Raw genomic sequence first — 24638 nt, 5'->3', positions numbered from 1 at the left:
ATGAAATTTTTTAAGATTTTACAAAATAAGTGCTTAAAAAATGTTTTGAAATTTAATGATTTTTTCAAGATTTCTTGTGTAACATTTCATTTCTCTTTGCAGACCTATGCAATAAGAAGCTAGAGCAACGCTTCAGGGTAGGAATACAGCAGAGCACTTTGGCTTTTTGTGTGCCTTAGGTATCTGCATAGAGGCTTCTTAAGTGATAAAATTTCCCTAATTTTTTAGCAAGGATGATGATGGATTTCTCAGTATTTCAACATGCTTATGCCATTAGTGGTGGGATTGGAAGTGGAAAAAGTAGTGTGTGTGAAATTCTTTCTTCTCTTGGTTATACAGTTTTGGATGCAGATAAAATTGCTCATGAAATTTTAGATAACCAAAGCAAAAAGATTGGGGAAGTTTTTGGAAGTGAGCTGATTGGGGAAGGAAGAGTTAATCGCAGAGCATTGGCTAAAATTGTTTTTTCTTCTAAAAATGAGCTTGAGAAATTACAAAATTTACTTAATCCCTATATTTATGAAAATCTTTTTTCCCAATGTCAAAATTTAGAGGAATCTAAAAGGCCTTATTTTGTAGAGATCCCCTTGCTTTTTGAGCAAAGAGAGGTTTTGAATTTTAGGCATAAGGTTTTGGTAGTTGGAAGAGATATTACTCAAAGAGTAATGCAAAGAGATGGGGTGAGTGAGGAAGAAGTGCGAGCAAGGATAAAAGCTCAAATGAGTGTAGAAGAGAGAAAAATGTATGCAAGTGAGGTGATAGAAAATTTTGGCTCTAAAAATGAGCTTAGAGATAAAATTTTGAAGTGGGTAAAAGGCTTAGGGAATTAGAGTTTTTAAGGTTGTGTTGGAAAAACTCTTTTTAAAGATTGATATAAAGCTTGACTTAAAAATATAAGAGATTTATCAATTCCTAGGATAAAACTTTTTGTGTCGATGAGGTATTTGAATTTCTTATGCCTGTTGCGTGTTGGATTGATATGTTAAAATTTTGCTTGATTTTTAAGATATTTAATAATATTGTTAAAAAATATGAATTTTTTTAACAATAAGGTAAGGGCAATGAGAGAAATGAGCTTTCTTTGGCCGTTTTACTCAAAAGCTCTATGTAAATATGTAAAAATAAAGATTTGACAATGAAGCCTTTAAGCAATAGTATTTGACTTGGTTGGAAATCGAGTGTTCATCTTAAAAATGTGTAAAGTCAAATCAGGATAGAGTAGATATAAATTCTAAATGCAAAAGATGAAGGGCTCTTCTAGAGAGTGTCATCAAATCATTTTATAGAGATTTTATGAGAAAGAATTAAAGAAGTATTTTCTAAAGGAGACTCTAGAAATCCTTGATTCAATGAAGTTATAATAGAGGTCCTTTGAGTATATTTTATAAATTTCTCACTCTTTATTTTTCCCACCCTTTTTTATTTTCCGCAAAATTCTTAAAATGCATAGAGGGGATTAGAAACGATAAGCTAGTTCAGCATTAAGTCCTCTAACATCAGGGCTTATCACATATTCAACAGAGATTCCAAGATCTCTCATTGGAGTAAAACTTGTCCCGATCAAGAAATTAACTGGAAATTTTTCAATTTCAACAGAGTAGTCTTGAACCAATCCACCTGTAGATGCACTCAAATCTTTTCCTTTTGTTGCACCAAAAAGCTCAATTTTTTGCACACCAAAATGAGCAGTCATTACTCCTTCAAGAGAATAGCCAATCCGTGGGGCAATATACATAAATGGCTTTTGCACAAAGCCTTTAACATTATTTACTAAATCATCAAGTTGGGCATATCCTCCAGCAATCATACAGGAGAGGAAAAATCCTTTATAACCAATGGCTAAATTTGTGCCCCCCATTGCTGCAAATCCATCGAGAACATTGCGAATCGTTCCTACTGGAATTGTGATAGAGCTCATGGGTTGTTTAAAACTTTCTGGAAGACTTGATTGTAGAGAGCCTGTAAGAATATCTGTAGCTACAATGGGTTGATCAAAGGGGATGGTGGCATTTCCAACATTAGTTTCTTGTTCCATATGTAAATAAGCAACAGATCCAAAAATTTGCATAAAGGGGAAAAGCCACATATCAGCCTTAAAGCCAACAGCACTTGTTCTTACCTTTATACTTCCCTCAGAGAGGATCCACTCTTTTTGCCCATTACCAAAAGATTGATTGAGTTTTTCTTGTAGATTTGTAAAAAAAGCTTCACGATTTTGTGCAGCTGTTTTACCTTTTTCTCCTTGCCAAATGAGTCCTTTAGAAAATGTTTGTCCAAGGATGGGTAATGAAATCGTATTTCCAAATAATAATCCATCACTTTTAATTGCAGCTCCAATTAATCCATCAATGGTTGGATTCCCAAAGCTTGGGAGCTGAGCAGTGCCATTTTGAACAGAAGTCAGATAAGTATTTAGACTAGAACCAAGTTTTCCTCCAAGATTTTCCCCCATTCTCCCATTAAATCTTTTAACTTTATAGTTTTCATCCATAAAGCTTCCTATTACTGATATACCAAGAGGATTGGGGAGTGTGCCAAGTTCGATATGTAGGAGAGTCTGAAGAAAAGGAAGTACTTCTGCCGTCTTTGGAATAGAACTTTTAATGGGATATTTCATTAATTCTACTGGAACGGTTTCTCTTGGAACTTGAAGTTCTAGCTCTTTTTCTTTAATTTTGTCAATCAAGCTTTTTTGTTGATTATCAGCCAAAATTTTTTTATTGCTCAAAGTTGTTGTATCTTGAAGTAACCTTAATGTTTTATATTGAGTAGCTTCAAGAGTATAAAGTGAAAATAAGCCAAAAATTACAAATCTTTTTTTCATTTTTTCTCCTAATTTTTATTTAAACCTTTATGATAGCAAAAAACTCGGGGGGGGGGGGGTAAAATATTTTGATTAAAATTTGAAACTCTCAAAATAGAGCTCTTTAGCTTTTTTATAAGAAATATTAAGAGAATTAATTTGGATATTTTGCTCTTTTGGAAGAGGAGAGGCGATGTTGTGGAGAGGGAGAGCATATGAAAGTGCCAAATCTTTAAGCTCTTCTGCACATTCAGAGCTTAAGATCATAAGACTTTGAGTTTCTGAGAACAATAATTTATCTTGAAGAGGGGAGAGAGGCAGGGGGATTTGAGCATTAAGAGAAAGCTCTGAGAGAAGTGCCATTTTGCATAGTGCAATTGCTACACCACCGCGTCCTACACTCTTTGCACCTTTAAGGAGGTGAAGAGAGTGAGCCTTAAGGACAAATTCCCATACTTTCCTTTCATAGTCTAAATCAATCTTTGGTGGGAGTCCATAAGGATTAGGATTAGAGAGCTTTGCAAGGAGTGAGCCTCCAAATTCTTCACTGATTTCTCCAAGTAAAAAGAGGGTATCTTTGAGTGAGAATTTTGAGCTTAGTGTATGATGAGCATCCTCTGCTACTCCTACACTTACAATAGTTGGAGTGGGGTAGATATCTTGATCATTGGTTTGATTATATAAAGAAACATTTCCACTGACTACGGGAGTTTGAAGCACTTTGCAAGCCTCCTTAATACCCTCAGTGCTTTGTGCAAATTGCCACATTACTTCAGGGTTTTGAGGATTACCAAAATTAAGACAATCACTGATTGCTAAAGGCATTGCACCTCTACTGACGCATTTTCTTCCAGCAAGTGCAACGGCAATTTTTGAACCCTCTTTGGGATCAAGATAGCAGTAGCGAGGATTGCACTCACTTGCTATTGCTAAGGCAACATTATTTTGCTTAACTCTTAAAAGACTTCCATCAAGTTTTCCACTGCCTAGCAGTGTATTTGTTCCAATGCTATTATCGTATTGCTCATAAATACAGGCTTTATCTGCAATTTCTGGGTGTGCAAGCATAAGCTCTAAGATTTCATTAGGGCTTAGTCCATCTCCTTGATATTTTTGCATTGCAGTTTGTTTAAGATAAGTAGGCTTTTGCACAGGACGAGAGAGGATGGGGGATTTTTCACTTAGGGGATCAATGGGAATATCTGCACATAGCTCATTATGCCAGTATAACTGCATTCTTCCACTCTGTGTCACCTCTCCTATCAAAGCAACATCAAGGTCGTATTTTTTAAAAATCTCAAAGATTTTTTCTTCACATCCTTTTTTGCCACAAATAAGCATTCTTTCTTGAGATTCACTAAGCATGAGATCATAAGGATTCATTCCCTCTTCTCTCATGGGCACTTTATCAAGATGTAAAATCATTCCACTCCCACTCCGTCCAGCCATCTCAAAGCTAGAGCTTGTTAAACCTGCTGCACCCATATCTTGAATCCCTACAATCAAATCAGCTTTAAAAAGCTCTAAGCACGCTTCCATCAAAAGCTTTTCAATGAAGGGATCACCAATTTGAACGGTTGGACGCAAAGAAGTGTTTTCTTGGGTGAAACTATCACTACTCATAACTGCTCCCCCTAATCCGTCTCTTCCAGTTTTACTCCCTACATAAATTACAGGATTACCTACACCGCTAGCTTTGGCATAAAAGATTTCATTTTTTTTGACAATCCCTAGTGAGAAGGCATTCACAATAATATTTCCATTGTAACAAGGCTCAAAACTTATCTCCCCTCCAATAGTTGGTACGCCTATGCAATTGCCATACCCGCCAATTCCTGCAACAACGCCTTTGAGTAGAGCGCGTTGTTTTTTACCAACCTCATCTTCTCTTTGAATCTCTCCAAAACGCAAACTATTGAGTGAAGCGACTACTCTTGCACCCATTGTAAAAATATCTCTCATAATTCCACCCACACCTGTAGCTGCACCTGCATAGGGTTCAATAAAACTTGGGTGATTGTGAGATTCGACCTTAAAAACAGCACAATAATCCTGACCAATATCAATAATCCCCGCATTCTCTCCTGGTCCTTGAACAACCCAAGGAGCAGAAGTGGGGAATGCGTGAAGGTATTTCTTGCTTGATTTATAGCTACAATGCTCACTCCACATTGCAGAAAATATTCCAAGCTCGATAATGTTAGGTTCTCGCCCTAAGATTTCTAAAATATTTTTATAATCTTGTTCATCAAGTTTGTGTGATTTAAGAGCAGAGGGGATATCAGGGATTGTGTAGTTCATGTGATCTCCTTTTTAATCATAAGAAAATTTTATCAAAGTAAAAGAGTGTTTGATAAAAATAAAACTAAAATTTCCAAAAGGTATAGCTGAGTAATAAGCTCATTTCTTTAAAATATTCAAATGTAAGTTCTCTATTTTGATACCAACCCTTAGTGAGTTGGGGCTTGAGTGTGAGCGAGATAATGTGCTCTTTGGCAATTTCACTTCTTAGACCAATATTGAGATTGGTGATAAAAAAGGAGTTGTGGGTATTAAAGGAATGAATTTGTCTATATTCTTGCTCAGTCCATCTCCCCCCAATCCCCACTCCAAACATCAAAAGAAAAGAGAGGGAAGGAGTTTGCACAAGATTAAGTCCCACATCAATATTAAAGAGTGTGTCAATGAAATATCCTTGTGAGCTTTGAGCCTCCTTGCTCCAATTTTTTAGATAGGCATAAGAGAGATTTGTATAAAGATAGCTTCTTCCCCAATCATTATCATAAGTGACTCCTGCCCTCAAATCAATCATTGCAAAGGCTTTTTTATACTCTAAAGAATAATTTACCCCACTTCCTGCTCCAACAAACCATCTTGCAGGAGAAGAGGATGTTTGAGAAATGGGGGTCTTAGAAGTAAAAGGAGGGTGTGTTTTTTGAGATTCTTGAGTTGCTAGAGATGTTTGTTTAATGGATTGTTTAGAGTTTTTGGGATTTTCTTTTGTAGAGCAAAAAAGTAAAGAACAAATAGCTAAAAAGATACATACCGCTCTCAATCAATCTCCTTAAAATTAAAGTAAGAATTATAGCGTTTTGTTTTGAATTAAAATTATGATAGAGGGTTTAGTCTGGATTGGTATTGTAGGACTAGACTAGAGAATGCCCTTAAAGAGCATTGATGGGGCAAGCTTAAGTTGTAGGGATTTATGAGTTTTTATCTTTTTATGCATCCTTTGTGTGGCTAGATTGTTTAAGGTTTAATATCAATTTCTTTTTTAGCATAGATTCCAAGCTTTTGGAATCTACTCTCCAGATTTCCCCTGCCTTCTGTGAGTTTTTTTGCCAAATCTTGATGCACATCGCAGAGCGTGTCTTTAAGTTTTGCAATTTTATTGCAATCTTCAACAATCCCTAAAAACTTCTCATAAAATTTCTCAATCTCTTGAAGTGATTGGGAAACATTTTCACTTTTATCCATATTAATCCAAGTAATTTGAATGGTTTTAAGTGCCATAAAAAGTGTGTGAGGGGTGGTGAGATAGATTTTTTTATCATAAGCATATTGGTAGAGTGAAGGTTTGGCTTCTAGGGCAAGATCAAGGATATTTTGGTAAGGAATGAATAAAAGAACAAAATCATAAGAAGAAAGTTTGTGGTAGGGTTTTTTACTGAGTTCCTCAATCCTACAACAGAGGTTTTTTGCTAGTTCATCTTTGACTTCAAGTCCTACTTCCTCAAAACTAAAATCACTGGGAAGAGAGAATTTAGCATCAATAATGATGCTTTTATCTTTTTCAAGATAGATGATTGCATCAGGGATATAACGTGATCCTTCAAAAGAGAGTTGTTCTTGGAGTTTATAATGCTCCCCCTCAATTAACCCACTATTTTGAAGCACACTCTTAAGCTGAATTTCTCCAAAATTACCCCTAACTTTTTTATCCCCTTTTAGGATTTGAGCAAGTTTTTGAGCATTTTCACTCATTGCATTAGAGTATTTAAACATATTTTCAATACTCGTTTTTACGCTTGTTTGATTTTCAAGCAATCGCTTGTTGTAGTTTTGGATTTCTTCTTTGAGGGGGGAGAAAATTTCATTTAAGAGTTTTTTAGAATCTTCATTAATTTGATTTTGATTTTGTGCAAAAAGGGCTTTATTTTGAAGTGAAAAATTTTGAGTAAGCTCTTCTTTGAGTGTAGCAAGATTGCTATTGTATTTATTTTCAAGTTTTTCAAGATTTTGAGTGTATTGCTCTTTAAGTTCATTTTTTTGTGCAAGTAAAGAGTTTTGAGTTTCTTCAAGATTTTTAAGACTGTGGTTAAGCTCAAGTTTAAGAGAAGTGATAAGTTCTTTTTGGGATTGAGAAAGATTTTGGAGTGTAAAATTTTGGGATTGGAGATTTTTATTTTTTTTGATTTGAAATAAGAGCACTATAAGAGTGCTTATGAATGCGACAATAAATAAAGTGCTAAGAATATAAGAAAGCATGATTTCTCCTAATAAAGTGATAGAAGGATTTTAGCAATAAAAATTATGAAAGACATTAAAGAACAAAGGTCACTAAATTGTTTATTTAATTTTTATTAATGAAATATGTTGATGATTTCTACTTTTAATTTTTATAGAAGGAGAAAAAATGAAAAAGATTTCATTTTTAGTTATGGTTTTAGGTGCTTGGCTTTATGCTGAAGTTAATCTCTATGGTCCAGGTGGTCCTCACACTGCACTTAAGGAAGTTGCAAAAGTATATGAGCAAAAAACAGGTGTAAGGGTCAATATCAATTTTGGTCCACAAAAGACTTGGCAACAAAAAGCACAGCAAGATGCAGATATTCTTTTTGGAGCATCTGATCAATCAGCAGTTGCTATTGCCACAGATTTTGGAGATAAATTTGATCCAAAAGAGATTAAACCTCTTTATTTTAGAGAGGCAATTATTCTTACTCAAAAAGGCAATCCCTTAAAGATTAAATCCCTTAAAGATTTAGCAAAGAAAAAGGCAAGAATTGTTGTGCCCGAAGGTGCTGGAAAGAGCAATACTTCAGGAACTGGTGTTTGGGAAGATATGATTGGAAGAACTAAGGATCTTAAAACAATTGCAGATTTTAGATCCAATATTGTGGCTTATGTTCCAAATAGTGGAAGTGCTAAAAAACTTTTCTTAAATAAAGAGGCTGATGTATGGATTACTTGGCTTGATTGGGCAAAGAGTAATCCTGATTTTGGTGAAGTTGTAAAAATTGAAAAAGATTTGGTGATCTATCGAACCTTTAATGTTGTTGCAATGAAAAATGCTTCTAAGGAAGCAGTCGATTTTGTTGCATTCCTCTCAAGTAAAGATGCTGAGAAGATCTTTAAAAAATTTGGTTGGAGTAAATAATCTCTTCTCCAAAAAAAAGGGGGGGGGATTAAGAAGGGATATCTTTTTTGGGAGGTTTTGTACTTAGATACAAGAAGATAATCCCTAAAAGTGTGGCAACAAGAGAGCTAAATAAAACTGAAAGTTTAGCTAAATCTACCATGGTTTTATCCTCATAAGCTAAAGTTGCTACAAACATTGACATTGTAAAACCAATTCCCGCTAAAAATCCTGTAGCTAAAATGTGTCCATAATTTAGTCCCTTAGGTTTGATTGAAATATTAAACTTTTGGCTAAGATATGTAAAAAGCAAGATTCCAATAGGTTTACCTAATACAAGTCCAAAGAATATTCCCCACATCATAGGTTGAGCAAAAAGATTGCTTCCTGCTGTTATTTTTACTCCACCATTAGCAAAAGCAAAGAGTGGAACAATAAAATATGCACAAAGGGGTTGAAGTGCAATCTCAAGCCCCAAGAGTGGATTTTTAGCATAATAGGAATACTTGCCTATACTGTCTAGAATATGCACATAATGGCTCATCTTATGGATATCTACTTCTTGGTCTTGATTGTTATGAAAGAATTTGCTAATGGCTTTTTTACTGGATGTAAAAAAGCCATCCTCTTGTGCCTCATCTTTGGTTTGAGATAACTCTTGTAAATCTAATTTTTTCAACTCTTGAAGCATTTTTTGGAAATACATTTTATTCAGTTTTGTTTTTCCAGGGACACAGAAAGCAAGTAAAACGGCAGAGATAGTAGGATGTATCCCACTGAGGAGAGTGGAATACCAAAGAAATGCTCCAAAGATGAGATATAAGAAGATGTATTTTGTATCTTTATAATTAAGATATATTAAACCTACCAAGCTCACAGCAGCCATACATAGCCAAAAGATCTCAATATTTTGCGTATAAAAAATTGCAATAATGATGATAGCCACTAAATCATCGGCTACTGCAAGAGTAACAAGAAAGATTTTTATTACAGAGGGAATACGTTTTCCAAGCAAGAAAATCACTCCTAATGCAAAAGCAGTATCCGTACTCATTGCAATTCCAAATCCTGAGCTTGAAGTAAGATTATGGTTAAAGGCAAGATAGATTGTAATAGGAATAATAATTCCCCCCAATGCTCCAAACATTGAGAAGCTCATTTTTTTAAACCCCATTAAATCCCCATATAAAATTTCCCTTTTCATCTCCAGCCCTACCATTAAGAAGAAAAAAGACATTAAAAAATCATTAATTAGGTGTATTAATGTAATTTCTTTTTGAAAATCATTAAAAGAAAGAGTGATTTTACTCTGCCATAAAGAAAAATAATGTTCAGCTGTAGTGGGAAGATTTGCTAATATCATCGCCACAATCACGCAAATAAAAAGTAATATTCCCCCAAAAGATTCATGTCCTATAAAGTGATATAAGCCTTTTTGCAATCTATCTTTAAGATAGAAAGTATTTTTAACTCCCCAATCGCTTAAAACAAATTTTAAGAATCTCTCCATCGATAATCCTTATTCTTTAAAATTTTCTATAAAATTTTAAAGAATAAAAAGAACAATAGATTAAATGAAAAGTCTCTTGAAAAATATAATCCAATCAAATATTCAAGATAAAAATAGAAAACTCTAAGACCTTGTTATATCGTTTTGTAGGGATTATACCTAGAGGTATTTTTAATTCAATGGATCAGTTCCGTCTTTGCTGTAAAATTTCTTGTATAATTTTAATTTAAGAATTTATATCCATTGAGTCTTATGAATAGATAGGATTCAGAACTAAAATAGGATAATCCAAAACTTTAAGCTATAAAATTTTAACTTAATATTTTAAAAAAATATTAAGTTATTTAAATCTATACAAGAACCCAAGAGATTCTTTTGAAATTAAAAACTTCAAATTTTTCTATAGGATAATAAAGTTTTTAAGTGAAATATAGCCTGTAACATTGTATCATTTTAAGTTTTGCAAATTTCGCATTGGAGAGAAAAATGAAATACATCAAATTCTTCAAAGAGCTCAACAATAAAGATGTTCCTATCGTTGGTGGGAAAAATGCAAGTATTGGAGAGATGTTTCAAGAATTACTTCCTGTAGGGATTAAGGTTCCTAATGGATTTGCCATTACAAGCGAAGCATATTGGTATTTGCTTGATAGTGCCGGGATTAGAGAGAAGATTGTTTCGCTTCTGCATGGAGTTGATACAACAGAGATTGATGTATTAAAAGTTAGGGCTAAACAAATTAGAGATTTAATTTTTACTACTCCATTACCTAATGATTTGCGTGATGAGATTTTAGAGGCTTATAAAATTTTGAGCACTGAGTATGGAATGCAAGAAGCAGATGTTGCTGTGCGAAGCTCGGCAACAGCAGAAGATTTACCTGATGCTTCATTTGCGGGTCAGCAAGATACTTATTTGAGTGTAAAAGGACAAAGTGAACTGATTCATTATGTTAAATCTTGTTTTGCATCGCTTTTTACAGATCGTGCAATCAGTTATCGTGCTTCAAGAAATTTTGATCATTTTAAAGTTGCCTTAAGTGTGGGTGTGCAAAAAATGGTAAGAGCAGATAAGGGAAGTGCAGGGGTAATGTTTTCAATTGATACAGAGACTGGATTTAAAGATGCAATTTTGATTACTTCAAGTTGGGGATTGGGTGAGAATGTTGTAGGTGGAAGTGTCAATCCTGATGAATTTTATGTGTTTAAACCCACACTCTTAGAGGGGAAACGCCCTATTATTAAACGTCAGCTTGGACATAAGCATCAAAAAATGGTTTATGCACCAAGGGGAAGCTCGCATCCAACTAAAAATATTCCTACAACTCAAAAGGAATATGACACTTTTTCAATCAGTGATGAAGATATTCTTAAACTTGCTCGTTATGCAATACTTATTGAAGAGCATTACAGTAAAGAAGCAGGTGAGTATCGACCCATGGATATGGAGTGGGCAAAGGATGGTGAGAGTGGAGAGATTTTTATCGTTCAAGCACGTCCTGAAACTGTGCAAAGTCAGGTACTTAAAAAGGGTGGAGGACAAAGTGTGGAGAAGTATCGCTTCAAAAAACCTGTGGATAAAGGGGAGGTAATTTTAAAAGGAATTGCAATTGGTGGGAAGATTGGAAGCGGTAAGGTAAGAATTATTAATGATATTGAGCATATGGGATCATTCAATGAGGGCGAGATTTTAGTCACTGATAATACTGATCCAGATTGGGAACCTGCAATGAAGAAAGCTGCAGCAGTGATTACAAATCGTGGAGGGAGAACTTGCCATGCTGCAATTGTTGCTAGAGAAATTGGTGTGCCAACAATTGTTGGGGCATTAGGTGCAACAGAGAGGCTTTATAATGGAATGGAAGTGACCATCTCCTGTGCTGAAGGGGAAGAGGGCTATATTTATAATGGAATTCATCCTTATGAAGTAGAAACCTTTGAACTTTCACATTTTGAACAACCTAAAACAAAAATCTATCTTAATATTGGAAATCCAGAAAAAGCCTTTGATTTTTCAAGATTCCCTAATAATGGTGTGGGATTAGCAAGAATGGAGATGATTATTCTTAATCAAATTAAAGCTCATCCTCTAGCACTTGTGGATATGCAAAATGGTAAAAATATCAAGAATCAGGAAGAGATTGAAAAGCTAATTAGTGGTTATGATGGGCCAAAAGATTTTTTTATTAAAAAAATTGCAGAGGGAATGGGAATGATTGCTTCAGCCTTTTATCCTAATCCTGTAATTGTAAGAACAAGTGATTTTAAATCCAATGAATATCGTGGAATGTTAAGTGGAAGTGAGTATGAACCTCATGAAGAAAATCCAATGCTAGGGTATAGGGGGGCAAGCAGATATTACTCTGAGCAATATCGCAGTGCCTTTGAATGGGAGTGTCAGGCTCTTGCAATGGTGCGTGATGAGATGGGGCTGACTAATCTTAAAGTGATGATTCCCTTTCTTAGAACTCCCGAAGAGGGTAAAAAGGTCCTAGAGATTATGCGACGTAATGGCTTAGAGCAAGGAAAAGATGGGCTTGAAGTGTATGTGATGTGTGAATTGCCTATTAATGTGATTTTGGCTGATGAGTTTTTAAGCTTATTTGATGGTTTCTCCATTGGTTCCAATGATCTTACTCAGCTTACTTTGGGAGTTGATCGTGATGGAGAGCTTGTCAGTCATGTTTTTGATGAAAGAAATCCTGCAATGCTAGAGATGTTTAAAAAAGCAATTGAAGCCTGTAAGAAAAATGGGAAATATTGTGGAATTTGTGGGCAAGCACCCAGTGATTATCCAGAAGTTGCGGAGTTTTTAGTCAAGCAAGGAATTACCTCCATTTCTCTTAATCCTGATTCAATCCTAAGTACTTGGGAGAGAATCTTAAAACTTGAAAAAACTCTTCAAGAGGGAGAGAAATAAAGAGAATGAAAAAATATGTTGTAGCAGTTGTAGGTGCAACAGGTGCAGTAGGAGAGGAGATTTTTAAGGTTTTAGAGGAAGAAAACTTTCCTGTTGAAAAACTTGTTCCATTAGCAAGCAGCAGAAGCGCTGGAGTGGAGATTGAAGCTTTGGGAAAATCTTGGAAAGTCCAAGAGCTTACTCATGATGTATTTGAAAAAGAGGGTGTGCAGATTGCTTTTTTCTCAGCTGGAGGAAAGGTAAGTGAGGAATTTGCTCAAAGTGCAACTAAAATAGGTGCGCTAGTTATTGATAATACGAGTTTTTTTAGAATGCAAGAAGATGTGCCTCTTGTTGTTCCAGAAGTAAATTCAGAGGATATTGCTCAATGGAAAAAGAGTGGAATTATCGCAAATCCAAATTGTTCAACAATCCAAATGGTCCAAGTTTTATCTCCATTGCATCAAGCCTTTGAGATTGAACGAGTAGATGTGAGCACTTATCAGGCTGTGAGTGGTGCAGGAAAAAAAGGAATGGAAGAGTTAGTAGAACAGATGCAAAAATTCTTTGCATTTAATCTTCAATCTTGCGAGGCTAAGGCTTTTCCCCATCGCATTGCGCTTAATCTTATTCCTCAAATTGATATATTTATGCCCAATCATTACAGTAAAGAGGAGATGAAAATGATTAATGAAACTCAAAAAATCATGCATGCCTCTTTTCCTATAAGTGCAACCTGTGTACGCGTTCCTGTTCTTAGAAGCCATAGTGAGAGTATTACGATTAGATTTAAGAAAAAAGTGGATTTACAAAAGGCAAGAGAAGCACTCTTAGAAGCTAAAAATATTGTTCTTTTAGATGACTTGGAGCAAAAAATTTATCCAATGCCTTCAATTGCTACAGATACAAATGAGACTTATGTAGGTAGAGTAAGGGTGGATAATTTTGATGAACATATTTTGCATCTTTGGTGTGTTGCTGATCAACTTAGAGTAGGTGCTGCAACCAATGCCTTAAGGATTGCACAACAATGGATTAAGTTAGAGGATTTTTAATGTTGCATAAGTTTTTTGAAAATATTTTATGGAATGCAAGACTTTTTATTATTTTTGCAGTCGTATTTTCTATGGTGGGTTCAATCTTGCTCTTTATTGTAGCAAGTATGGATATCATTAAGGCTGTAGGAGCAACTTATAAGTACTATATGGGAATGCTTGCTGAAGATGTGGATATTCATAATATTTTACTTAACACAATCATTATGGCAATTGATTTATATCTTATTGCTGTTGTGCTTTTGATTTTTGCATTTGGTTTGTATGAGTTATTTATTGCAAAAATTGAAATTAAAGATGAGCACAGTTCAAAGGTTCTTGAAATTCATACACTTGATCAACTTAAAGATAAGCTTGCAAAAGTTATTGTTATGGCCTTAATTGTGGCATTTTTCTCAAAAGTACTTAATATGGGATTGCAAAGTTCCCTTGATATGCTTTATTTTGCAATTTCTATTCTTGGACTTTCATTGGGGCTGTATTTCTTGCATAAAGACAGTAAGCACTAAGATTTTCTTGCAAATTCTCGCACTGCTTCATCTAGCTCTCTAATCTCTTCTAAATTCTTTAAAGTTGGAAGAGAAGAGAAGCGATCAATACTTTTAAATATAATCTCAGATATTCTCCCAAAAAGAAATTCTTCTTTTAGAAATCGCTCAACAGCCACTTCATTACTTGCATTCAGAACAACACCTAATTTTGGGTTAGATAAAATCTTCTCTTTAAGATGCCATAAGGGATAGCGTTGTGTATCAATCGATTCTAAAGAGAGAGAAGAGAGATCAGAGAGGGTAATTTTTGGGAGAAAAGAAGTTTGAGAAGCAAGAGTAGGGTTAAGAGCATAGGAGATGGCCAAAGCCATATCAGGCTTTGCTAAATGCGCACTCATACTTCCATCAGTGAATTCAACTAAAGCATGAATAAGGGATTTTCGCTCAATAAGTGCATCAATATGAGCACATCCAAAAAGCCAAAAGGCTTCAAGAATTTCAAAGAGCTTATTCATCATACTCGCAGAATCAATAGTAATTTTTGCACCCATACTCCAATTAGGGTGCTTGAGGGCATCACTTGGGGTTTGAGTAGGGATTAAAGAGAGAGGTGTATCACGAAATGCCCCTCCACTTGCAGTAATGAGCAATGAATTAAGATTCTGCGAATTTCTCAGCAAATACCAAAGACTAAAATGTTCACTATCAATAGGAATGAGTTTGCTCACATCAAATAACCAACCTGCAGTGACTAGGCTTTCTTTATTGGCAAGTGCAACTTGCTTTCCTAAAGCAAGAGAAAATAAAGTTGGTTCTAATCCCACAAATCCAACTAAAGCATTTAAAACTAAAGAAGAGGAGCAGAGGCTAAGTGCTTCTTTAATTCCTTCATTGCCAAAAAATACTTTTGCTCCCTTGCTATGAAGTTTGTGTAAATCATTTTTATCCCCAATAACAACCAAAGAAGGGGAGAATTCTTGAATTTGTTGATTAAGTAGATTAATATTTTTTCCAGCAACTAAAAGTTCAATGGAAATATTCAATTTTTTAGCAACTTTAAGCGTGGTTTGTCCAATAGAACCCGTGCTTCCCAGTAGAGCTAGAGTATCCAAAACTTCAAGCTCTTAAAAATGATAGAAGGAAATACATTACAATTCCTCCAAAAAAGATTCCATCAAAACGATCAAGTACTCCTCCATGTCCAGGTAAAATACTCCCACTGTCTTTAACATCAGCTTCTCTTTTTAGATAGCTTTCAAATAAATCTCCAAAAATAGAAGCAACAGAAACACCCACAGAGATAAGAAGAGAGGCGGTAAAACCTCCACTAGGTCCAATCCCTGCAATACTTCCTACAACAATTCCTAGTGCAATCCCTACTCCTGCACCCTCAATTGTTTTTTTAGGAGAAGTGGGGGTTAAGGGATTGCGTCCAAAAAGTCTTCCACCAAAATATGCCCCTGTATCTGTAAAAGCAACACAAACAATTAGCCAAACAAGCGATGAAAGCCCATAGGCTCCCATATCTTTATAAAGTGCATAAAGCACTAAAAAAGGAAGAGTGGGATAAATAAAGGGAAGAATTGTTTTTGGAGAAATTGAGCGTCTATAAGCTAACCAACCTGCATATGCTATGGCAATAAAGATGCCACAAGAAATGGGTGAGACATTAAAATAGGCCATGACCCAAATACTTAGCGCACTCAAGATTAAAATCATAGAGGGTTTGAGTGAAAAAAGCTTAAGAGATTCAATAAATCCAGCAATAAAGCACACACCCAGTAAGCCCCAAATAATTAAAGGGTGATTGATCACAAAGGCAATTGCAATCACTGCAATGAGCACCCCAGCTGTAACATAACGTTCTTTTTCACTTAAGATTTTTTCTACAAAACCTGACATGCAAATCCTTAGAAATTGGAATTTTAGGTTATAAGAGATAATTATAGACAAAAACATAATGCACTAAAAAGGCTTTTGATATAATTTTTTAAAAAATATTTTTGAGGCTATGAATGGAATATGATGTAATCGTTGTTGGTGGGGGACATGCAGGGATTGAAGCAAGTATTGTGAGTGCAAGAATGGGAGCAAAAACTCATCTTTTGAGTATTCTTGTAGAAAATATTGGTCTTGCAAGCTGTAATCCTGCAATTGGTGGGCTTGGAAAGGGGCATTTGACAAAAGAAGTTGATGCTCTAGGAGGGGTCATGGGGGAAATTACGGATGCTTGTGGAATCCAATATCGCACACTTAATGCCTCAAAAGGTCCTGCTGTACGGGGAACAAGAGCACAAATTGATATGGATGCATACAGGATTTATGCTAGAAATTTAGTGCTTAATACCCCAAATCTTAGTGTTTCTCAAGAAATGGCAGAAGAGCTTTTAATTGAAGAAGAGGAGGGGGAACAGAAGGTAGTTGGAGTTAAAACAAATATTGGAAAAATTTATCAAGCTAAAAAAGTTATTCTCACCACAGGAACCTTTTTAAGAGGGCTGATTCATATGGGGGAAGTGATGAGTGAGAATGGAAGAGCAGGAGAGAGTGCAAGTAAAAATCTTACAGATTCATTGCTTAAACTTGGACTTGAGGTGGGGAGATTAAAAACGGGTACTTGTGCAAGGATTGATGGTAGAAGTATTGATTTTAGCAATCTTGAAATCCATCATGGAGACACTCCCCCGCCTTGCTTCAGTTATAAAACTAATCAAAAAACTTTTAATCCTAAGCAATATCCTTGTTATGTAACTTATACTAATGAGAAAACTCACGAAATTATTCGTTCTAATTTTCATCGCGCACCAATGTTTAGTGGCCAAATTCAAGGTGTTGGGCCACGATATTGTCCAAGCATTGAGGATAAAGTCAATCGTTTTGCAGATAAAGAGCGTCATCAATTATTTCTAGAACCTCAAACTGCGCATGAGAGGGAATATTATATTAATGGACTCACCTCTTCACTTCCCTTTGATATCCAAGAGCAAATGATTCATAGCATTAAGGGATTAGAAAATGCAAGAATTACACGTTATGGCTATGCAATTGAGTATGATTATGTCCAACCCACAGAGCTTTTGCATACACTTGAAACAAAAAAGGCAAAAAATCTCTATCTAGCAGGACAAATCAATGGGACTACAGGCTATGAAGAGGCTGCTGCACAGGGGATTATGGCAGGAATTAATGCCACTCTTTCGCTTGAGAGTATGCGAGGAAAATTTGGAGATCTCAAAGAATTAATCCTTAGGCGTGATGAGGGATATATTGGAGTGCTTATTGATGATTTGGTGACAAAAGGGACAAAAGAGCCTTATAGAGTCTTTACTTCAAGGGCTGAATATCGCTTACTTTTAAGGGAGGATAATGCACTTTTTAGACTTGGAAAATATTCTTATGATTTAGGATTAATGAGCCAAGAGGAATATACTAAACTTCTTAAAGATACTCAAGATATTCAAAGAGGAATGGAGTATCTTGAACAAAATCCACTTACACCCTCTAAGCAAACATTAAATTTTCTTGAGGCATTGGGAGAAGAGGGAATAAGTGATAAATGTCTCGCCACTTTAGTTGTGGGACGTGATAGTTTTGACAATACTAAACTCAAAGCTTTTGGAGAAATTTTTGAGAATATGAGCGATCGTGCATTAGAGCAAATCCGTATAGAATCCAAATACTATCACTACATTGCTAAGCAAAAAGAGATGGTGAGTAAGATGGATGAGATTTTAAGTGTGGAAATTCCAAAAGACTTTGTGTATGAGGGGATTAGTGGCCTAAGTCTTGAAGTGGTGGAAAAACTCAGTAAAATCCACCCCAAAAATCTTTTCCAAGCTTCACAAATTAGCGGTATTACCCCTGCAAGTATAGACATCTTGCATCTTTATATTCATCTCAGAAGCAAGAGTGATCAAAAATAAGAAGCTTTTTTAAGCTCCTTTAGAGCGAAGGAGGGAGAGAGGGGGATTTTTGAGATGGGGGAATGGGAATAGGAGTATTGGACTTTTCAGTAGGAGGAATGGGAATAGGAGTATTGGACTTTTCAGTAGGAGGAATGGGAATAGGGGAGTTAGATTTTTGTTTAGATTCAAGCTCAGGAATTAGAGGTTGCTGGGATTGTGTTGGAGCTTGGGGTAGAGTTGGCTTATATTTCTTTTGCTGATTATTTTTTTGATCATTATAAAAAACCTCTTGGAAGTTTTCTTGCTTTATAGGATCGAGTTCTTGGGCTTTCCATACGATCTTTGTAAAATCAATTTTTTTAAGATCAATTTTTCGAATCTGAGAATTATGCATTGTGCGATAATAAAACTCTTTTTCACTTTGATTGCTCACTGCACTCCATTGTGTTGCACTTGGAAGGGTTGGGGGGATTTTGTTTTTATCAGTGTATTCGCTTCCAATAGGTAAATCAAAAAGATTGAGAAGATGAAAAGCTTGCGTGACTGCCTCATAGGAATTGTTTGTGATGGGTGCAGTGTTAAGGAAAAAGGCAGCACGCACAAAGCGTGAGGGTGGTGTGAAATCTCCCGGCAGTCCCAACATTGCACTACCTGCACCAACAGGAAAGATATTTTGTTTTTGCATTTTAAACGATTGTGCACTTCCAGGTCGTAAATTTACATAATTATTAAGATTTGTAAGTTGCCATGCATAATCAGGAGAGTTTGTAAGAACCCCAATGCTATTTTCATAAATATGCACTCTCCCTTGCATAATTTCAATTACAATTCTTCCTCCCTTAGCATCATTGACTCTCCAATGAGCTGTTGGTAATGCCTTTCCATCTTTTTCAAGCATAAATGGGACAACCTTAATATGCTTAAATGCTTCTTTAACTTCCTCAACACTTGAAAAGCTTGAAAGAATATATTTGGTGAGTTCCATATCTGAAATACTGATGATGTCATCTTTGCTGTCATAAGGAGCCAAAGAACCATAATGGGTAAAATAGAATAACCCAGCATTAAGTCCTGCCTCATTGATCCCCTCACCAATAAAACCATCATTTACAACACTAATGCCCACAAAGCCATATTTTGCCCGCCAACTCATTCCATTTCTACCCTTAGGTGTGAGAGATCGAAAATCTTGATTGCGAGGGGAGAAAATAAGCTTACTTTCTAGGGGAAATTCTCCCCACTCAATGGTTCTTGCTTGGATATGTTGATTATTTTTTGTAGTGATAGAAATTCCTGTACAAGCTAAAATTTGAGAAGATGTTATTGAGATTGCTAAAAGTAGTGATAGGGATTTTCTCATTTAAATCTCCTTGTTGGAAAAGGTGTAAAAAATAAAATACATTGAAACACTAAGATAGCCTTAAGTGTGTATTCACTCCAAGTATGAATTTCTTGAAAATGTGGAGTGATTGTTGCAGATTCCCCAAGAGCTTGAGCTTGAATAATATAAGAACAGAAGTAAAATACAAAAATGATGCTTAAAACTGTAATACCTAAATTAAGGAGAATACGCAGATAAGCACCTTTATAATTTAAGAGTTCATAAAGAAGACAAAAGCCACTGACACCTAAGAGAATATAGCCAAATTGGGAGAAAATATGACTCATAATGATCCCACTTTGGAAATGACTTAAAATCTCATCAAGATCTTTAGGATAAAAAATTGCAGGAGCAACGACAATGCCTAAAATCAACTCGATTCCAATAATACCAGCAAGTAAAAATTGATAAACTTTTTGCATATTTCATCCTTTCCTTGATTGCATTTATTTTACACTATCAGGCTTGATTTTTTTGTTTTATTACTTATTTTTGGGATAAAAATGCATTCTAAGTGTGTGTTAAAATCATAAAAATAATAAAAATCAAAGAGGTGAAAATGAAGCAACAAGATATTAAAACTCTTCATATGTCAATTCTTGCCTCTCCTAACCTTGCAAATTTTAGTGGAGTCGTGCATGGTGGAGAACTTTTAAAACTTCTTGATCAGGTTGCCTATACTTGTGCAACACGATATTGTGGATGTGGCGTTGTAACCTTGAGTGTAGATCAAGTACTTTTTAAGCAACCTATCCCTATTGGATCTTTAATGAATTTTTATGCAAGTGTCAATTATGTAGGGAAAACAAGCTGTGAAGTTGGAATCCGTGTTGAATTTGAAAATATTAAAACACGAGAAGTTTTTCATTGCAATAGCTCTTATTTTACAATGGTTGCAATTAAAAATGATGGATCAAAAACACAAATTCCTCCATTTATTCCCCAAAGTGATGAGGAAAAGCGTCGATACCAAGAGGCGCAGGAACGACGAAATAAAAGAATGATGCACTGATGCAAAATTTGAGGCAATGGAGGGATTTGCCCATCAAGCAAGCCCCAATTTATAAAAATATTCAAGAACTCACTGAAGTTGAGCAAGAGCTAAGAGGATACCCCCCTCTTGTTTTTGCAAAAGAGGTTGAGCTTTTAAAAGAAAAAATCATTAAAGCCCAAAATCAAGAAGCATTTATTCTGCAAGGTGGGGATTGTGCTGAGAGTTTTGATCGTTTTAGTGGAGCAAGAATTAGAGATTTTTATAAGCTTTTTTTGCAGATGAGTGTGGTTTTAGGGTATTCAAGTGGAATGGAGATTGTTAAAATTGGGCGAATTGCTGGTCAATTTGCCAAACCAAGAAGTAATGAGATTGAGCAAAGAGAGGGGGTAAGCTTGCCAAGTTTTAGAGGGGATATGATTAATGCAGTGGGATTTAGTGCTAGAGAAAGAGAGCATGATGCAAAAAGAATGCTTAGGGCCTATCATCAATCCAGTAGCACCCTTAATCTCTTGCGAGCTTTTAGTAAGGGAGGAATGGCAGATTTACATTTAATCCAAAAATACAATCTTGATTTTGTCACTCATAATCCTTTGGGGCAGAAGTATCAGAGTTTGGCCCAAGAGATTTCACAAGCCTTGCGTTTTGTGGAGAGTTGTGGAGTCAATATCAGCAAGGCTAATGAATTTAGTGAGTTTTTTACAAGTCATGAGGCCTTGGTGTTAAATTATGAGGAAGCATTATGCAGAGAGGATAGTTTAAGCGGTGGGATTTATGATTGCTCTGCACATTTTTTGTGGATTGGTGAGCGCACAAGTGAGAGTGAGGCTCATTTAAACTTTTTGCAAAAAATTAAAAACCCTAAAGGCATTAAAGTGGGACCAAATATGAAGCTTCAAACTTTGCTTAAGATTTTAGATACTCTTAATCCTTGCAATGACAAAGGAGAAATTGTGTGTATTGTGCGTATGGGGGAAGATCAGATACTCCAAAATCTCCCCCCTTTACTTAAGGGGACAAAGAGTAGAAATATTTTGTGGATTAATGACCCTATGCATGGTAATACAATCAATGCTCAAGGTATGAAAACGCGTCATTTTCAAAGTATTTTTAATGAAATTAAGCACTTTTTTACATTGTGCAAAGAAGAGGGGGTTTATGCTGGAGGATTACATCTTGAAATGACTCAAGAAGATGTGAGTGAGTGCATTGGCGGAAGTGTAACACAAGAGGGATTGGGGAAAAATTATCTCACACAATGTGATCCACGATTAAATGCCACACAATCCCTTGAACTTGCTTTTTTAGTTGGAGAGATACTTAAGAAATGATTGCGCTCATTGATAATTATGATTCTTTTACTTATAATATTGTGCATTATCTCCAAGAGCTTGGGCAAGAGGTTGAGGTCTTTGAGGCTAGAAATATAGGAGAGCTTTCTTCTTTTTCACATATCATCATCTCTCCTGGTGCAGGCAAACCTTCTGAAGCTTTAGAAAGCTTAGAGGTCATTAGAACATATGCAGGAATTAAGCCTATTTTAGGAATTTGTCTTGGGCATCAATGTATTGCACATTGCTTTGGTGCAAAGGTGCAAAAAGGGGATATTCCTATTCATGGAAAAACTTCAAAACTTACATTTCTTTCACACTTTCTTTTTAAAGGATACAAACAAGATATTGAGGTGATGAGGTATCACTCATTATGTGTGAGTGATCTAGGGGAGGAGCTTAGAGCTATTGCGTGGAGTGAAGATGGAGTCATTATGGCATTAGAGCATAAGACATTGCCTCTATATGGGGTGCAATACCACCCAGAATCAATCCTCTCTACAAATGGAAAAATCCTTCTATACAACTTCATCTCCTCACATCAATAAGGGTATTTTTCTTAAAGTCTAAAAAATCCTCTCTACACCTCTCCTATATACAAAACAAAAACAATTATTTAAGATTCAAAATCTCAAATGTATTTATGAATTATGGGGCGCCATAAGACAGGGATTTTCTTTACAATGATACAGGATTGACTTTTTTCTTCTCTACTCTATTAATTTCTATTCTTTCTTACTTTAAATAAAAATAAATCTTTATAAAAAAAGAATAGATTATCTTAATTTTATATATTTATAAATTTAAAAGAAGATATTTCTTATAAGAATAAAAAATCTAGAAACTATTTCTTAGGTCTTTCAATAATGAGATACAAGAGGACTAAGAGTTTTATACAGATATAAAATGAGTAATAATTGAAGTAATAGAATAATTCAAATAAATTTGATATTTCTTTAAATTTACCCCCCCCCCCCGTGTTTTTTGTGTTATAGTTATTTTGTTTCTTAATCAATAGAAAACAGAAACTTAAATTATTGGAGACATCATGGAAAAAACGATTCATAAAAAGCAAAGTTTAAGAAATAAAAATTCTTTCAAACCCATTGTGGCAAGTTCAGTTGCAATGATACTGGGGATGAATATTGCAAGTGCTCATCACACATCAGTTACAGATGAGACTTTAGTCAATCTTATTCATAAGTTTGATAATCAAACGGGTAATCCTGCTCACCCACAAGATAACTATACTCAAAGAATTAGTGCAAGTGGCAAGAGCAATAGTAAAGTTATTGTCGCTGAGAATGTTAATATCAATGATTCTATTAGTGCAATTGAAGCTAGAGATGATACAAATATAGTTGTTGTTGCAGGAAAGGCAAATATTGGTGGAAAGATTTATGCACAAGGTTCAAGAAATTATTTTGTCTTTGGAAAAACTGAATTAGGGGGCATTGCAGGTGAAACTGTGAATATCAAAGATGTTGAAGCCCGCAACAAAGGGGGTTATAATGGAATGAATATTATTACGGCATTAAATAGTTCTTTTATGACAGATATAAGCAATGTTAATGCAAAAGAGATTAACACAACTAAAGTTTTACAAGAATGGAAAAATAGTGCAAATCAGGCTAAGGTTAAGCTTTCTGTTGATGGGACTATTCAGGCGATCCAACAAGATAGTTATTACACAATGAAACTTGCCTTTAATTTGATTAATGTTCAAGAGCTTATGGTGGGAAAAGTAAATTCTCAAGATAATGCAATCTATGCTAATCTAGGGGCTAATGGTATTGCTACAACTAAGCTTACAGTCAATGGAAATGTTATGGCTTTAGAAGGAATCAATGAAATCCATTTTATACAAGATAGCCAAACTCAATCTAGTGGTAGCTCTATAACCTTACAAGAGAGTAAAATAACTGGAAATGTAGCAACATATGGTAGAAGAAATATTATAGCGTGGAATATCTTTGCAAGTGAACACCTTAACTTTTTAAATAAAATTGAAGATGATACGACTAGAACAGCTTTTAAAAATTGGTTAGATGCAAACAACCAAGCCAATGCTAAATTGATTATAGAGGGAGAAGTTCGGTCTGATTGGCATTATGGGCGAAATATCATTAATGTCAAAGAACTTGAAATTAAAAAAGGAATCAAAGCTATAGAAGGTGGTTCTAACTTTATCTCTGCTGAAAAAGCTATAATCAAAGGAGATATCTATGCAGAATTGACAGGCTCTCCCAATGCAATCTTTATAGGTAAATCTACCCCTACTGCCTCTGTCACTCGCACTACTTTTGATGCTTCCTCTACCGCTTCTAGCACTATTACAGGAAATATCATTGCTATAGGTGGTTCTAACTCCATTATCCTTGAAGATGGGACTTGGACTCCTTACGCTAATCTTAGCGTCACAGAGACGAATAAAAATTTTTCTACTCAAGTTCAACTTAGCGATAATAGTGGTATCCTTACAAATCGTAATGGAACAACCAATCTTGTCTTTAGAAAATCTAATCCCTCAACAACAAACACAGTACTCTCAACAGCACAAGTAAGTTCAGATACTCCAATGATAATCCCTGTGTATAAAATCATCTCTTCAGGAAATGCTCAAACAAATATTGTCACTCAAGGAAATTTGCTAGTCTCTTATCATATTGCCTATGATTCTATTGGTCAGAATGGAGCCATCAACTTGATCTTTGCACATAGTAATGATAATGCAGCAGATTCCTTTAATACAACAAATACATATGATAGACCAATAGAGAATATAGATACAACTGATGCAGTGGATATAGCCAATAATAAAGTTTTAGGTAAAACCTATAAAGATGGAGTCAAACTTGCTCTCTCTGATAAGCAAGTCAGCATTGGAGATACTCAAAAATCTTTCTTAGAGACT

19 protein-coding genes and 1 other RNA gene are annotated in these 24638 nt (G+C 35.2%); 11 read left to right on the top strand and 9 right to left on the bottom strand.

Translation table 11 applies throughout. The features are described from left to right. The first annotated feature begins 95 nt into the window (after window positions 1–95). An RNA gene (gene ffs / locus CQA62_RS05170) (signal recognition particle sRNA small type) lies at window positions 96–193 on the top strand. A 46-nt stretch (window positions 194–239) separates the two neighbouring features. Next, entirely contained in the window at window positions 240–830 is a 591-nt protein-coding gene (coaE, locus tag CQA62_RS05165) for a dephospho-CoA kinase (protein WP_158653668.1), read from the top strand. A 626-nt stretch (window positions 831–1456) separates the two neighbouring features. On the opposite strand, the gene CQA62_RS05160 is transcribed toward coaE, so the two are convergent. The 4 genes from CQA62_RS05160 to CQA62_RS05145 form a co-directional block, all read right to left on the bottom strand. Further along, window positions 1457–2824: a hypothetical protein gene (locus CQA62_RS05160; protein ID WP_115585130.1), complete on the bottom strand. Its 1368-nt coding sequence runs from the start codon at window positions 2822–2824 to the stop codon at window positions 1457–1459. 72 nt (window positions 2825–2896) lie between these two features. After that, complete coding sequence (gene purL, locus CQA62_RS05155; RefSeq protein ID WP_104725186.1) at window positions 2897–5104, bottom strand: phosphoribosylformylglycinamidine synthase subunit PurL; 2208 nt, start codon at window positions 5102–5104, stop codon at window positions 2897–2899. 64 nt (window positions 5105–5168) lie between these two features. Further along, a complete protein-coding gene (locus CQA62_RS05150) occupies window positions 5169–5858 on the bottom strand; it encodes an outer membrane beta-barrel protein (RefSeq protein ID WP_104725185.1) in 690 nt (229 codons plus the stop codon). Window positions 5859–6052: 194 nt separating this feature from the next. Beyond that, window positions 6053–7291 (bottom strand): DNA recombination protein RmuC, encoded by a 1239-nt coding sequence (locus CQA62_RS05145; RefSeq protein WP_104725184.1) that lies wholly within the window; start codon window positions 7289–7291, stop codon window positions 6053–6055. A 148-nt stretch (window positions 7292–7439) separates the two neighbouring features. Here CQA62_RS05145 and CQA62_RS05140 point away from each other — a divergent pair, with 148 nt between their 5' ends. Continuing rightward, on the top strand, window positions 7440–8183 hold the full coding sequence (locus tag CQA62_RS05140; protein ID WP_104725183.1) for an extracellular solute-binding protein: 744 nt from the start codon (window positions 7440–7442) through the stop codon (window positions 8181–8183). A 28-nt stretch (window positions 8184–8211) separates the two neighbouring features. On the opposite strand, the gene nhaA is transcribed toward CQA62_RS05140, so the two are convergent. Further along, on the bottom strand, window positions 8212–9672 hold the full coding sequence (gene nhaA, locus CQA62_RS05135) for a Na+/H+ antiporter NhaA (protein WP_104725182.1): 1461 nt from the start codon (window positions 9670–9672) through the stop codon (window positions 8212–8214). Window positions 9673–10158: 486 nt separating this feature from the next. On the opposite strand from nhaA, the gene ppsA reads away from it, so the two are divergent. Genes ppsA through CQA62_RS05120 form a run of 3 tightly spaced genes read left to right on the top strand, consistent with a single transcriptional unit; the run spans window position 10159 to window position 14134 of the window. After that, window positions 10159–12591, top strand: coding sequence for a pyruvate, water dikinase (ppsA, locus tag CQA62_RS05130; RefSeq protein WP_104725181.1), 2433 nt, complete (start codon window positions 10159–10161; stop codon window positions 12589–12591). 5 nt (window positions 12592–12596) lie between these two features. Then, a complete protein-coding gene (locus tag CQA62_RS05125) occupies window positions 12597–13625 on the top strand; it encodes an aspartate-semialdehyde dehydrogenase (protein ID WP_104725180.1) in 1029 nt (342 codons plus the stop codon). After that, the gene (locus tag CQA62_RS05120) at window positions 13625–14134 is read left to right on the top strand and encodes a YqhA family protein (RefSeq protein WP_104725179.1); all 510 of its coding nucleotides are present in this window, start codon (window positions 13625–13627) and stop codon (window positions 14132–14134) included. The genes CQA62_RS05125 and CQA62_RS05120 overlap by 1 nt, the downstream gene beginning before the upstream one ends. Here the strand turns inward: CQA62_RS05120 and dxr are convergent. Together dxr and CQA62_RS05110 are read right to left on the bottom strand one after the other, a co-directional pair. Then, window positions 14131–15228 (bottom strand): 1-deoxy-D-xylulose-5-phosphate reductoisomerase, encoded by a 1098-nt coding sequence (dxr, locus tag CQA62_RS05115; RefSeq protein WP_104725178.1) that lies wholly within the window; start codon window positions 15226–15228, stop codon window positions 14131–14133. The two genes, CQA62_RS05120 and dxr, sit on opposite strands and share 4 nt — an antisense overlap. Before the next feature lie 4 nt (window positions 15229–15232). Then, window positions 15233–16018 carry a phosphatidate cytidylyltransferase gene (locus CQA62_RS05110; RefSeq protein ID WP_104725177.1) on the bottom strand — a complete coding sequence of 262 codons (786 nt, stop codon included), beginning with the start codon at window positions 16016–16018 and terminating at the stop codon, window positions 15233–15235. Window positions 16019–16131: 113 nt separating this feature from the next. Between CQA62_RS05110 and mnmG the strand changes: the two genes are divergently transcribed. Continuing rightward, on the top strand, window positions 16132–18039 hold the full coding sequence (gene mnmG, locus CQA62_RS05105) for a tRNA uridine-5-carboxymethylaminomethyl(34) synthesis enzyme MnmG (protein ID WP_104725176.1): 1908 nt from the start codon (window positions 16132–16134) through the stop codon (window positions 18037–18039). 19 nt (window positions 18040–18058) lie between these two features. Here the strand turns inward: mnmG and CQA62_RS05100 are convergent, their stop codons facing one another. Continuing rightward, the gene (locus CQA62_RS05100; RefSeq protein WP_104725175.1) at window positions 18059–19381 is read right to left on the bottom strand and encodes a linear amide C-N hydrolase; all 1323 of its coding nucleotides are present in this window, start codon (window positions 19379–19381) and stop codon (window positions 18059–18061) included. Then, the gene (locus tag CQA62_RS05095; RefSeq protein WP_104725174.1) at window positions 19378–19824 is read right to left on the bottom strand and encodes a DUF4149 domain-containing protein; all 447 of its coding nucleotides are present in this window, start codon (window positions 19822–19824) and stop codon (window positions 19378–19380) included. The genes CQA62_RS05100 and CQA62_RS05095 overlap by 4 nt, the downstream gene beginning before the upstream one ends. A gap of 137 nt (window positions 19825–19961) precedes the next feature. On the opposite strand from CQA62_RS05095, the gene CQA62_RS05090 reads away from it, so the two are divergent. The 4 genes from CQA62_RS05090 to CQA62_RS05075 form a co-directional block, all read left to right on the top strand. After that, window positions 19962–20414 (top strand): acyl-CoA thioesterase, encoded by a 453-nt coding sequence (locus CQA62_RS05090; RefSeq protein WP_104725173.1) that lies wholly within the window; start codon window positions 19962–19964, stop codon window positions 20412–20414. Then, window positions 20414–21724 carry a 3-deoxy-7-phosphoheptulonate synthase class II gene (locus CQA62_RS05085; RefSeq protein WP_197720403.1) on the top strand — a complete coding sequence of 437 codons (1311 nt, stop codon included), beginning with the start codon at window positions 20414–20416 and terminating at the stop codon, window positions 21722–21724. Before CQA62_RS05090 ends, CQA62_RS05085 begins: the two co-directional genes overlap by 1 nt. Continuing rightward, window positions 21721–22272, top strand: coding sequence for an anthranilate synthase component II (locus tag CQA62_RS05080; RefSeq protein ID WP_104725171.1), 552 nt, complete (start codon window positions 21721–21723; stop codon window positions 22270–22272). Before CQA62_RS05085 ends, CQA62_RS05080 begins: the two co-directional genes overlap by 4 nt. A 500-nt stretch (window positions 22273–22772) precedes the next feature. After that, window positions 22773–24638: hypothetical protein (locus CQA62_RS05075; protein WP_147288248.1), on the top strand; the 1866-nt coding region annotated here is incomplete at its 3' end.

Source organism: Helicobacter cholecystus, assembly GCF_003364215.1.
In the GTDB taxonomy this organism is placed as follows: Bacteria; Campylobacterota; Campylobacteria; order Campylobacterales; family Helicobacteraceae; genus Helicobacter_G; species Helicobacter_G cholecystus.
Note: the sequence above shows the minus strand (reverse complement) of the source record. Positions and strands in the feature narration are given on the sequence as shown.